This window comes from Pseudoalteromonas sp. SR44-8 (genome assembly GCF_014163635.1).
Classification (GTDB): Bacteria; Pseudomonadota; Gammaproteobacteria; order Enterobacterales; family Alteromonadaceae; genus Pseudoalteromonas; species Pseudoalteromonas rhizosphaerae.
Window position 1 is genome coordinate 132,852 of record NZ_JACJDS010000009.1, and the last position, 12,805, is coordinate 145,656.

The window sequence follows — 12,805 nt, forward strand, 5'->3', positions numbered from 1 at the left end:
ATTTGTCTTATCTTATCGGCAAAACTTGCTATATCCCAGTCAAAAACAATAATAAAGCATGGTAAAAAATTAAGTGTAGCACTTATTAATACAACAAATTAATAACGTAATTCATTGTCAGTTAAAGTTAGCCAATTTCGTAATTACACAGAAAAATAACAAACTCAAAATTGGAAGCTTCCAATTAATATTATAAGCAATAGCGATTGAATACGTATTCAGTGCATATAAGTCGTTATTTTGTAATGAACATAACTGAGAGGTTTTCACTTTAGAGTGCGGCTAATTAATTGAGAATAATAAGTAGATAAATGCATTAACAGTGCTGCAAATGCATTTATCTGAAGAGGTTTACGATTAGCTTAGTTTATTTTTTGTTGCCACTTGCTCGCAAGTTTTACAACATTTAATCCGTACCAAGCGATAAAACAATAGCAAAGTGCTGGGATGATAAAACTAACTTGAATATTCATTGCATCAGCAACAATACCTTGAATTAAGGGTATTAATGCACCACCAACAATCGCTAAACAAAGCCAACCTGATCCTTTACTAGTTAATGAACCTAGCCCTTGAATGGCGACTGAGAAAATTGTTGGAAACAAAATTGAATTAAATAAACCAATCGACAGTACAGCATACAAAGCAACGTCACCTTCGGTGAAGATTGTAATTAGAAGTAACGCAATTACCGCAAATGCATTAAAAGCAATTGCTTTTGATGGTGCAATTTTTTGTAATGCAGCAGAGCCAATAAAGCGTCCTACCATCGCCCCGCCCCAATAATAGGCAATTAATGACGCGGCGGCATGCTCTTCAAGTCCTGCAATGTGAGCTTCACCAAAAAAGTTAACTAAAAAGCTGCCTATTGCCACTTCTCCACCAACATAACAAAAGATACCTAACACCCCCATAACTAAATGCGGGGCTTGCGTTAAAGAATGATCTTTTGCTTTGCAATCAAGTTCTTCTTTATGTGATTTGATTTCAGGCAGTTTTAAAAATGCAAATACGACCGCAATAGTAAGCAGTGCTGCAGCAAGCATTAAATAAGGGACTTTTACCGATTCAGCAGTCGCCGCAGATGCCGTCAATGTGCCTGCGGCACCAAAGAACAATATACCACCAACATAGGGCCCAATAGTAGTTCCCAATGAATTAAGCGCTTGCGCTAAATTTAACCGAGACGAAGCTGTTTTTTCAGGCCCAAGCGCCACAACGTAAGGGTTAGCTGATACTTGCAATACGGTAATACCACCAGCTAGAACAAATAATGCGGTTAAAAATAGCCAATACTCATGTACGACTACAGCAGGGTAAAATAACATACAGCCGATAGAAGCCACGATAAGACCGCTAAGCACACCATTTTTATAACCAAATTTCTTAACCAATATTCCCGCAGGTAAAGAAACAATAAAGTAAGCGCCAAAGAAGCAGAACTGCACTAACATCGCTTCAGTATAACTAAGATCAAACACCCCTTTTAAACGCGGGATCAGTACATCATTTAGTACTGTGATAAAACCCCATAAAAAAAATAGAGTTGTCATTGCAGTCAAAGGTAACAGGTAATTATTATTTTGCTGCGACTGCTCAGTGACAAACGTTTTATTTGTATTTATTTCACTCACGTGATTTTCACTCCATTAACAAGTTGTGTTTGATTCTACACACTCCAATAAAAAGATCACAAACTAATATTTGGACCGTTCCATACTTTTTATTCAATGGTATCGCTATTTAACGAATTTAATTAACTAGAAATGGACATAGATGCTGGCTAATTTCCAAAGCAGTGATTTTTTTTCAAGAACATATCAAAACCAGTTTAAATTTTTATCACCTAAATTGTGTTGATAAACAAGATCAGGAAGGCTTTTAGCACTTCCATAAAGGCGATGCCAACATATATTTATGCGAAGTGTTGCTATTTCGCTGCCATTGCTAGTGCATCTGCATCTTAACCAACTATTGCCGATTTATCGCAGTAAAAATTAATAATTTTATATAATACCGTGCCCTCATTACAACCAACACTAATAGTGCTTTTCCTCGCTAGACTACGCACTTTTATGATATCGTTTTACAAAACATAAATACTACAGAACGTACCGCTTGGTACTGATACAAAAAGGAATTTCCAAATGAACACCAAACTACTTGCTGGTTGCGCAGTTGCTGTAGCGGCCGGTGCAATAATCTATACACAAACTGACAGTTCAACAGCCTCATTAGAACTTGCTCAACTTGATTACGTCCCTGCTGATACTGCTTTATTTTATGGTCAGCTAAAACCATTTCCCTATAGTAAATATTTCAATTTGATTCCAGATCAAATGAAAGGTGCAGACGATTTTACGCCATTGATCGAAAATTTAGCGGCAAGTAACGATAACAATGCACAGTTTTTAGCGTCTCTATTAGATCAATATCAAACATCATTGGCATCTTATGAAACACTAAAAGCAGCCTGGGGATTCGCCGATGATTATAAAGCTCTAGCCTATACGATTGGTCTAATGCCAGTATTACGCTATCAACTTGAAGATGAAACGGCTTTATTTAATACAATTAATAGCTCAGCTGATAAAGCGGGAATTAACTTCACAACACAAACCATCGAAGGTGTTGACTACAACACGTACCCTTTAGTACTTGAAAATGACATTACATTAAACTTAATTGTGTCTGTTAAAGATAACTGGGCTACCATCACGTTTGATACAAAACTTAATACAATTAAAGATTTACGTCTTGCTTTAGCAATTGATAAACCAACAAAATCATTAACGCAAACCGCTAAACTTGAAAACTATATTGCTAATTATTCATTTGATGGCCACTCTATTGCGTATATAGACCATGTTGAGATTGCTAATGCTATTACCGCTAGAACACCATCACGCCTAGGTGAAATGCTTGATGAACTATTAAAAGAATTGGGTGATCCAAATGCTTTAGAGGTAGCTAGAACACCACAGTGCCAAAATGACATTACCAATCTTGTTAGTTATTGGCCTGCATCAGTAACCGGTAGCACGTACATACAAGTAACAAACTCTGATGCTCATTTTAAAGCTGATGCTATTTTCCAAAGCACTGCTACAGATATTATTAAAACATTAAAATCTGTGCGAGGTTTTGTTCCTGAGCATACAACTAAACTTGACGGGCAAATGCTAAGCTTTGCTTATGGTGCGGATATTTCAAAAATTCCACCGCTTTTAAATATACTCTCAAGTACATTTAAAAAAGCTGAATTTGAGTGTGCACCTCTTGTTGCTTTACAGCAACAAACTCAAGACTCAAATTTAGCTGCACTATCAATGATGACCGCTATGGCTAATGGTATTCAAGGTGTCAGTGTAAGTATTCAAGATCTTGCTTTAGAAGCCGATGCAAATCAACTGCCACAACTAAAAGCTTTAGACGCGCTAATCACACTTTCTGCGACAGATCCTGATAATTTACTTTTTACTGCTAAAGGATTTTTACCTGCATTAGCGGAGCTTGAAATACCAGAAAACGGCGATGCAATTATTGTCAATGCTGCAATTCCTTATCCTTTACCTGCTGGCCTTGATATTAGATTAGCTAAAAAAGGAAAGCATATTGTTTTATTCACTGGTGAAAAATCAGCGGCTATTGCAAATACATTATCAGAACAAGAGCTTGAAAAAAATGGATTTTTAACTTCCGCAGTTGACCTCAGCTCATTAATGACTCCTGTCATCGAAGTATTTAAAATGACAGGACAAGTGATCCCGGAAGAACTTGAACAATTAAAAAATCAAACAATGTCTGTGTATTTTGCAACAGATATAAAAGATGAAGGGATTGTTATTAATTCAGAGATCAAAATTACTAAAAAGTAATAACTTTTTTGGAATTAAACGAAAAAAGGGGCATTAATTGCCCCTTTTTCAATTGTTCAATTCAGTTTCTACTATTTCTGCCATATCATTTTATTATTGGTGTCGCGGCTTTGAATAATCGTTTGATCAGAACTTTCTACTCCACCGAGTTTCGCTTGTCGATCGTAAAGAACCACATTACAGGTAGCTGCTAAATTCATACAACCGATTGTGGGGATATACACCACTTCATCGCACCAGTTCAGTACATCTTTGCTAATAGAGCCATCTTCAGGGCCAAAAATATAAAATGCGTTTTCAGGATGAACAAACTCAGGCAAAGGTGTTGCACCTTCTATTAGTTCAATCACCACAACAGTCGCACCTGCGGGCTTTGCTGTTGCTAAATCGTCAACGCAAGTCAGTGGGATGCGTTCAACAACATTTTTTGTGTCGGTATGAAACTTTTTAGCATTTAAATAACGCGTGCCTGTAAAAAATACTTGTTCAGCCCCATAGCAACCCGCAGCTCTTAACACTGCGCCAACGTTAGAGGGGCTTTTAGGATTGATCAAACCAATCTTCGCAGTCATTAATCGCAATCCCTCGTTGGCCAATCAGCTTCATACAGATCAAAGTCATCTAGAGCTACATCACAATCTTTTACTGTTTTGTCTTTTACAGAAATACCCAATGTATGCATTAGTTCTTTGCTGCCACCGTTATTTAGTGGATGCCAAGACGCTAAACCACGGCCTTCGTGTAAACGGCGGTAACTACAACTTTGCGGCATGAAGAAAATGCTGTCGAGGTTTTCTTTAGTTAATTTTACACATGACGGGACTAATGTTTGTCGATTTTCATACTCACTACAACCACACGTATTATTATCTAAGTATTGACAAACAATATTAGTAAAAATGAGTTCTTCACCATCGCGAAGTTGATCTGTGGCGGTAAACTCATCTTCATCTTCGCTGTCTATAAAGGTATTTAAACAGCATTTTCCACAGCCATCGCAAATGGCTTCCCACTCATTTTGTGACATTTGCTCAAGTGATTTCTCAAGCCAAAATTGGTTTTCAAACATGGTATAACTCGGTGCCCCTAATAGCGCGCATTTTAGCTTAATTGAGCACCGCGCGCAAAGCTACATTCAGCTTTGCGCTATTTCAAGTTTAAAAGTTAGCGCTGCGTATCAACCCAACGTTTAATTTTCGCTTCTAGTATTGGCATCGGCAAAGCACCATCAATTAAAATTTGCGTATGAAACTCTTTAATATCAAATTTATCACCTAATGCTTGTTTACAATAATCTCGCAGTTCTTGAATTTTAAATTGCCCTAATTTATACGACAATGCTTGTCCTGGCCAAGCTATATAGCGCTCAACTTCTGCGGTTACATCACTTAAAGCCATTGAGGAATTAGCCAGCATGTAATCAATACCTTGTTGACGAGTCCAGCCTTTAGCATGAAAACCTGTATCGAGCACTAATCGCATAGCGCGTAATTGCTCATCAGATAAACGGCCATACCACATATATGGGTCGGTAAATAAACCCAATTCTTTACCTAGACTTTCAGCATATAATGCCCAACCTTCGGCGAACACTGTGTAACCACCAAATTTTCGAAACTCAGGTAATGACTGAACTTCTTGCTGTAAGGCGATTTGAAAATGGTGTCCTGGGGCTGCTTCATGGATTGACAATGTTTCGAGTAGAAACTTAGGCTGCGCTTTTAAATTAAAGGTATTAATATAAAAAATTCCCGGACGAGAGCCATCCGGTGCTGGTGATTGATAAGATGCTCCTGCCGCAGACTCAGCACGAAAATCTTCAACCGCTTTTACAACGTAATCAGCTTTGGGGACAATGTTAAATAATTTAGGTACACGCGCATCAATTTTTAACTTTACGGCTTCATAGGCCGCAATTAATTGCTCAGGTGTATCAAAATAAAACTCATCAGAATCTCGTAAATGAGTAAAAAACTCACTTAAACTGCCTTTAAAACCAACGGTTTCCTTTACTTTTTTCATTTCATTAAGGATACGCGATACTTCTTTTAAACCAATTTCATGAATTTCATCTGCAGATAAACTCAAGGTGGTGTTTTTCTTTATTTGGTATTCATACCATGCTTTACCATTTGGTAAATCGCTATAACCTACTGTTGCACGGCTATTTGGTATATAAGTGGTTGCTAAAAACTCGCTCATTTTTGTATAAGCTGGGACCAACTTATCCATAATAAGTGCACTATATTGGTCAGTGAGTTGTTGCTTTTGCGCTGCTGTGAATTGCTCTGGAAGCTGCTTTATCGGACTATAAAATAAAGATTGTTCTGCACTGGTAACTATATGAGCTTGAAATTGCGGTAATAACTTTTCAGCTAATGGCTTTGGTAAAACAATGCCTTCATTTACCCCTTGCTGCATAGCATCTTGCACACTGCTTAACCAAGTTACAAAACCTTCAGCACGCGCGACGAAATTTTCATAATCTTGGTAATTTGCAAATGGCTGCGCACTTTGCGCCGATCCAAAGCCTGCAAACGTATTGTGAGCGCCAGACATTTGGTTAATTGGTAATAAGTAACTCGGGAATTGAAAACCTTCGATTGTTAATGCTAAATCCCGTGCCAGTATTTCATAACTTAACAAGGCTTGACCGGTTAACTGCTGCTGGTCAATCGCCGCTAAACGTTGCTGATAATCTTTATAAAAAGCAAGCTGCTGAGCTCGGTTTTGCGCAGTACTCGGTGCTGTAAATTGGTTATTGTATTGATTATAACCAATATAAGTGGCGCCAAGAGGGCTAAATTGCAACGAATCCACAAAGTACTGCTCAACCAAGCTATTTAATTGTTGTGTTGTTGCGCTGGCAGTTTCACTTGTTAATGCTGCTTGTGGCTTATTTAAATTATTATTAGCCGTATTTGAACACGCAGACAAAGCGCTGAGTACACCAGCGACAAGCAAGGTTAACTTAAATTTTTTCATAATGATCCCTGAGTATAAGTAGTTAGCGCAAGTATGCAGCTTTCAAATCGCTAAATAAAGAAAATACGATACTTATCGCGTTTTGTTTACAGCCTAAAAACTGCTTGCTACATTGCTATATTAAATAATCAAAAATTAGAAAATAAATGAATAAATTATCACTTCCTGTCCCTTTGGGCTTACTGTGTGTCAGCGCTTTTAGCGCGCAAGCAACAACATACGTTAGTGCTAAAGCAATGCTAGACGTAAATAATGGCAAGCTTATTAATGCGCCGCTTATTCAAATCGATGACGGTATTATTACTAAAATCAGTAGTGGCACCATGCCAACCCTACAACAAAGTGATGACCATATTAAGTTGCCCGAGTTAACCATTCTGCCTGGCCTGATGGATATGCACGTACACTTAACCAGCGATCCAACAGTCCCTCGTAGTGAACGTATCGGTCAGTCAGTGCCACGTAAAGCGATTAAAGCGGCCTATTTTGCAGAAAAAACCTTAAAAGCGGGTTTTACAACCTTACGTAACGTGGGCGCCGAAGGTTACAGTGTCATTGCAGTACGTGACGGCATTAATGCAGGCGATATTATTGGCCCACGCATCTGGGCTGCTGGTCCCTCTTTGGGTGTAACGGGTGGTCACTGTGACAACAACCGTCTACCTCCTGAAATGAAATACACTGCCGAAGGTGTGGCTGATGGCCCATGGGCTGTTCGTGCAAAAGTACGCGAAAACATCAAGTACGGTGCCAATGTTATTAAGTTTTGCGCCACTGGCGGAGTATTTTCCAAGGGCACAAAAGTAGGTATTCAACAGTATTCATTAGAAGAAATGACTGCCATTGTTGATGAAGCACATATGCGCGGTTTAACGGTTGCTGCACATGCACATGGTACCAGTGGTATTACCTCAGCCATTAAAGCCGGTGTAGACAGTGTTGAACATGTCAGTTTTGTTGACGATGAAGCAATTAAACTGGCTAAAAAACACGGCACTTGGTTTTCAATGGATATTTATAACACTGAATATACCCTCACGTTTGGTGAGCAAAATGGTGTAGCAGAAGAAAACTTAGCAAAAGAACGTCAAGTATCTAAAAAGCAACGCGACAGCTTTAGCCGTGCCGTAAAAGCGGGTGTCAACATGGTATTTGGTACCGATGCCGCAATTTACCCACATGGTGATAATGCAAAACAATTCTCGCGAATGGTTGAGTTTGGTATGACCCCTCTGCAAGCAATACAAGCTGCAACAATCAACAGTGCTAAATTGTTGAAAGTTGACACTCAGTTAGGGCAACTCAAAACGGGCTTTGCCGCAGATATCATCGCAGTCAAAGGCAATCCACTGCAAGACATAACCTTGCTAGAAAATGTAGCATTTGTGATGAAAGCAGGTGTTGCTTATAAATAAATGTGTGGAGTTAGCGTTAAGCTAACTCCATCATTAAGCAAGGGTTAAACTAACAGCTAACTAAATACGTTGTTAATATATTAATATTTTGAAAGCAAAAGGTAAGCAGCTTGGGGTAGGTTTAAATAATTGCCTTTTTTATGTAATTAAAACTTGAAATACAAATGCCACACATTATCATTACGAAAATTTTTTAATGGTAATGACTATGACAACGCATAAATTCTCTCTAATTACCCTAGCCTGTTTAACAGCATATAATGCAACTGCGGCCGAACAATCCGATCTTGAGCACATCACAGTTTATCAAAAACAAAATCATGTTGTATTAAACTCGGGTTTAGCAACAAAATCTGATATGTCGTTAATGGAAACACCTGCGCCTATCGTTATCGTCGATCAGGAACTTATAAACTCGCAAGGCGTTGATAACTTACAAGACTTAGCGCGTAATATCAGTGGTGTAACCCAAGCAGGTAATAACTACGGAATTGGCGACAATTTAGTGATCCGTGGCCTTGGTGCAAATTATACTTATGATGGTATGTATGGCGGTGCGGGCCTAGGAAACACATTCAATCCAACTCGATCACTAACCAATGTGGAGGCCGTAGAAGTATTAAAAGGTCCCGCCACTGGTTTATATGGCATGGGCAGCGCAGGTGGTGTTATTAACTTGATTGAAAAAAAGCCACAGTTTACAGAGCAGCACAACATACAAGCGGAAATTGGTCAATGGAATACCTATTCATTATCAATTGATAGCACCAACGCAATTACCGAAAATCTAGCATACAGAGTTAATGCAAAAACAGCACGCAGTGATGGCTACCGTGATTTAAAAGATGACCGCGATGAAATCTACGGCGCATTAAAATATGTGTTCAATGACCGCCAAAATATTATGATCTCAGCCGCTTATATTAAAGATGCCATTGCAGTTGATTCAATTGGCCACCCTATACGTATTTATAATGCGCAGTCGGTAAATGGCAAAACCGCCGGCCAAGTAACTGCGGATGATTTAGTCAATGATCCAACCACTGCTGGGCTGCAATTATCTGATGCACAGCGCCAACAATTAGCGAATTCACTTGCAGCGTCTGATGGTTTAACACCGTATAAATTTGGTCATCGCGGTATTATCTCACCCATGGCAAAAGATAATAAAGGTGAAGAACTGCGTTTTAAACTCACTCATAATTACTACATAACTGACAATTTATTTTTAAATCAACAGTTACAATACCGTAATTATGAGTCAAGTTTTGCACGTCAAACAGGCGCCTATAATTATGTCTATTGGCAAAGAAATGGCGTGATCAATGCTGATCCTCGTGCGCCATTGGTAGTTGATGATGTACTTTATCCATTTGCTGCACGCCGTCAAGAATATCGCCAAGTAGAGGCCGATGAAAAGTCATGGCAATACTTTGCAGATTTACGCTATGACTTTAGTTTAGGTGATATAGAAAACGAATTTTTGGTCAATGCTAATTATGAAGACCGCGATATACGCTTCACGCAGTATTCTATTTGGGATAAAGACTATATTCTCAAAGATAAAAATGGCGATATAACCTATCAAGGCTCTTTACCCTATATTCTAGATATTCGTACACCGGTTTGGTCAGACGGGCAATTTAGCGACTATGATCCGCTTAAAACCAGTAACTATAGTAAAAAAGTGCAAGCATGGGGCTTAGGACTGCAACATGTTGCTTATATCAATGACAGCTTCACAACCCGTATTGGTGTTGCATACAACGAAATTACTCAAAAATATGAACATTTAGGTGTTGATGCACGTTACCGGGCCAGTGCCGCTGCTGCGACGCCAGAAGCAAGTACCTCGGATAATGGTTTAACCTATAATTTAGGCGCGACATACAAACCGACTGATGACCTGTCTATATTTATAAACCATTCGAAGGGTCGCACTGCGTATAGCGTTTTAGGCTCTGTTTCAGGCAATGAAGCTGACCGTGATGATGCACAGTCTCTTAGTACTGATTTAGGTATAAGAGTAAAAGCCTTTGATGATCAGGTACTCGCCTCATTCGTGGTATTTGACACTGCACGTACTAACTTAGAATATGCAAACCCTGCCTATGATGATACAAAGCCAGATCCATCGGTCCCAAAAAATTACTTTAATGGTGAAGAAAAAACCCGTGGTGTCGAGCTTGATCTAAATGCCTATTTAAATGATCAATGGAAGGTCAATATCAATGGTGTTTATCAAGATGCGCGTGAACAGAAAAACCCTAATGTGAGCACATTTGCTGCGCGTCAAAAAGGTGTGCCTTATGTAACAGCAAGCACATGGTTAACATACAGTGCTCAGTGGTTTGAACTAGCCCAGCCACTAAAATTAAGTGCGGGCGTAAAGTATGTTGATGATCGCAGTACTAATTCGTCATCATTCGGCATTCCTGATGGTTATGTACCAAGCTATACTATTTATGATGCTGCGTTAAGTTATAACACTGATAAATGGGGCTTACAGCTAAATTTAAATAATTTGTTTAATAAAGTTTATTACTCAAAAGCAATGTTTTTAGGTGGTATGCCAGGCGAAGAACGCAATGCGAAGCTAACTTTGAGCTATAAGCTTTAAGTTATAAGCTGTAAAAGCGCACAAAATGCTTGTGCGCTTTTTTACCTTTACATAGTGACTACTATACGGCCATTAATTTCACCTTTGAGCATATCGTCAAATATGTCATTGATATCTTCAAGACGTTTTTCTTCAATAATTGCTTTAACTTTGCCCTGTGCAGCAAACTCTAAACATTCTTGTAAATCTCTACGTGTGCCAACAATTGAGCCAACAACAGAAACGCCATTGAGTACAGTATCAAAAATAGGCAACGGCATATCCTCTGGAGGCAGACCAACTAACACGCATTTTCCACCACGGCGAACACTCTTATAAGCTTGCTCAAACCCCGGCTTGGATACAGCGGTACATACCACAGCATGTGCGCCCCCTACCTGCTCAAATATAGCCTCACTAGGCACACATTCTTTAAAGTCCAGTGTGATATCTGCACCTAACTCTTTTGCTAAAGCCAGTTTATCAACACCAGTATCCACTGCAATTACATTAAAGCCCATTGCCTTTGCATATTGTACCGCAAGATGCCCAAGCCCACCTACACCAACAATAGCGACCCATTGTCCTGGCTTAGCACCTGACACTTTTAGCGCTTTATAGGTTGTAACACCGGCACAAAATAATGGCGCAGCTTCTGAAAAACCTAAGCCTTCAGGGATCTTTACAACATAGTTCCCATCGGCTAAGCAATATTCTGCGTAACTACCATCAACTGAGTAACCCGTATTATGCTGTGAAAGACATAAGGTCTCTTTACCTTCTAAACAAAATTCACAATGACCACATGCACTGTATAGCCAAGGAATGCCAACACGATCACCAATTTCTAAATGAGTAATATTGCTACCCAGCTGTTCGATCACTCCAACACCTTCATGCCCTGGAACTAACGGCATTTTAGGCTTTACTGGCCAATCACCATGACAGGCATGTAAATCAGTATGACACACACCACATGCGGCTATTTTAACTAACACATCATTGACTCCAACGGTTGGAATGGGTAAGTCTGAAATTTCTAATTTGCCTTTGTAAGTACTATTAACGGCTGCTTTCATTGCTCGTTCCTTGTTGTTGCGAAGTTGTTATTAAATAGTTGTTAAGAAATTAGTTGTCGTAAATTAGTGTACACCTTACGCGACTCTAGATGAGTAAAAATTAATCTAAATCAAACTTTAGTGATATAACTTGTTCAGAACGACTGTCATCCCATAGGCTTGATTCAGCCAAGGAAAATTCAGCGTATTGCTCAGTAAATCTTGCTAAACATATTCAGCGTGCTAGCATTAATTTCATTATTTATTGAAACTTGAGAAGCAATGACGTTATCAGATAAGAACTTTGCCTTTGTAATGCACTGTGGCGAAATGGGCAGTCGTTGGGGTTTTAATCGCACAATCGGCCAAATGTGTGGTTTATTGATCATAACCAAAGAGCCAATGACAGCGAACGAAATCGCCGACGCCCTGAGTATATCTCGCGGTAATGTCAGTATGGGTATCAAAGAATTACAATCTTGGCGCTTAATTAAAGTGCAGCATATTCCAGGTGACAGAAAAGAATACTACGCACCCGCTGGCAGTATTTGGGATATGGCAAACCGCGTATTTGAAGAGCGTAAAAAGCGTGAGATTGACCCTACTCTCAGTTTACTCAGAGATAATTTGTTAGAGCCTGCAACCAACGACGATGAAAAGTTTGCCCAGCAACAAATGCATGAAATTCATGACCTACTCGAAACCGTCACCAAATGGTCTTCAGAACTACAGCGCTTAAGCCCTGAACAGCTACAAAGCTTAATGAAGCTAGGCTCAGGTATTGGTAAAGTACTCGACTTTAAAGATAAGATATTGAAGAAATGAAGAGTTAGCGAGGGACGAGAGTAAAGTTAGCGAGCTTTATGGAGC

Annotated in this window: 9 protein-coding genes; 4 read left to right on the top strand and 5 right to left on the bottom strand. The window is 39.2% G+C overall.

All coding sequences use genetic code 11. The annotated features are described in order from the left end of the window. Positions 1-362: 362 nt before the first annotated feature. Entirely contained in the window at positions 363-1,634 is a 1,272-nt protein-coding gene (locus H5183_RS06460) for a sugar MFS transporter (protein WP_145235602.1), read from the bottom strand. A gap of 513 nt (positions 1,635-2,147) precedes the next feature. Between H5183_RS06460 and H5183_RS06465 the strand changes: the two genes are divergently transcribed. Further along, a complete protein-coding gene (locus H5183_RS06465; protein ID WP_182731239.1) occupies positions 2,148-3,878 on the top strand; it encodes a hypothetical protein in 1,731 nt (576 codons plus the stop codon). A 71-nt stretch (positions 3,879-3,949) separates the two neighbouring features. Here the strand turns inward: H5183_RS06465 and H5183_RS06470 are convergent, their stop codons facing one another. The 3 genes from H5183_RS06470 to H5183_RS06480 all read right to left on the bottom strand — a co-directional run bounded on the left by H5183_RS06470 (position 3,950) and on the right by H5183_RS06480 (position 6,863). After that, the gene (locus H5183_RS06470; protein ID WP_145235608.1) at positions 3,950-4,450 is read right to left on the bottom strand and encodes an RNA methyltransferase; all 501 of its coding nucleotides are present in this window, start codon (positions 4,448-4,450) and stop codon (positions 3,950-3,952) included. Continuing rightward, positions 4,450-4,947, bottom strand: a complete 498-nt coding sequence (locus tag H5183_RS06475; protein ID WP_149980241.1) for a YcgN family cysteine cluster protein — start codon at positions 4,945-4,947, stop codon at positions 4,450-4,452. Before H5183_RS06475 ends, H5183_RS06470 begins: the two co-directional genes overlap by 1 nt. Before the next feature lie 95 nt (positions 4,948-5,042). Next, positions 5,043-6,863 (bottom strand): DUF885 family protein, encoded by a 1,821-nt coding sequence (locus H5183_RS06480; protein ID WP_145235614.1) that lies wholly within the window; start codon positions 6,861-6,863, stop codon positions 5,043-5,045. Positions 6,864-7,009: 146 nt separating this feature from the next. Between H5183_RS06480 and H5183_RS06485 the strand changes: the two genes are divergently transcribed. Next, positions 7,010-8,278, top strand: coding sequence for an amidohydrolase family protein (locus H5183_RS06485; RefSeq protein ID WP_182731240.1), 1,269 nt, complete (start codon positions 7,010-7,012; stop codon positions 8,276-8,278). A gap of 208 nt (positions 8,279-8,486) precedes the next feature. After that, positions 8,487-10,898 carry a TonB-dependent siderophore receptor gene (locus H5183_RS06490; protein WP_145235621.1) on the top strand — a complete coding sequence of 804 codons (2,412 nt, stop codon included), beginning with the start codon at positions 8,487-8,489 and terminating at the stop codon, positions 10,896-10,898. A 47-nt stretch (positions 10,899-10,945) separates the two neighbouring features. Here H5183_RS06490 and adhP read toward each other — a convergent pair whose 3' ends face one another. Continuing rightward, entirely contained in the window at positions 10,946-11,956 is a 1,011-nt protein-coding gene (adhP, locus tag H5183_RS06495; protein ID WP_145235625.1) for an alcohol dehydrogenase AdhP, read from the bottom strand. Positions 11,957-12,217: 261 nt separating this feature from the next. Between adhP and H5183_RS06500 the strand changes: the two genes are divergently transcribed. Continuing rightward, positions 12,218-12,760: a GbsR/MarR family transcriptional regulator gene (locus tag H5183_RS06500; RefSeq protein ID WP_145235628.1), complete on the top strand. Its 543-nt coding sequence runs from the start codon at positions 12,218-12,220 to the stop codon at positions 12,758-12,760. Positions 12,761-12,805: the final 45 nt, after the last annotated feature.

Coding starts and splice junctions, on each gene's coding strand:
- H5183_RS06465 (WP_182731239.1), top strand. CDS start 2,148: ATGAACACCAAACTACTTGCTGGTTGCGCAGTTGCTGTAGCGGCCGGT.
- H5183_RS06470 (WP_145235608.1), bottom strand. CDS start 4,450: ATGACTGCGAAGATTGGTTTGATCAATCCTAAAAGCCCCTCTAACGTT.
- H5183_RS06475 (WP_149980241.1), bottom strand. CDS start 4,947: ATGTTTGAAAACCAATTTTGGCTTGAGAAATCACTTGAGCAAATGTCA.
- H5183_RS06480 (WP_145235614.1), bottom strand. CDS start 6,863: ATGAAAAAATTTAAGTTAACCTTGCTTGTCGCTGGTGTACTCAGCGCT.
- H5183_RS06485 (WP_182731240.1), top strand. CDS start 7,010: ATGAATAAATTATCACTTCCTGTCCCTTTGGGCTTACTGTGTGTCAGC.
- H5183_RS06490 (WP_145235621.1), top strand. CDS start 8,487: ATGACAACGCATAAATTCTCTCTAATTACCCTAGCCTGTTTAACAGCA.
- adhP (WP_145235625.1), bottom strand. CDS start 11,956: ATGAAAGCAGCCGTTAATAGTACTTACAAAGGCAAATTAGAAATTTCA.
- H5183_RS06500 (WP_145235628.1), top strand. CDS start 12,218: ATGACGTTATCAGATAAGAACTTTGCCTTTGTAATGCACTGTGGCGAA.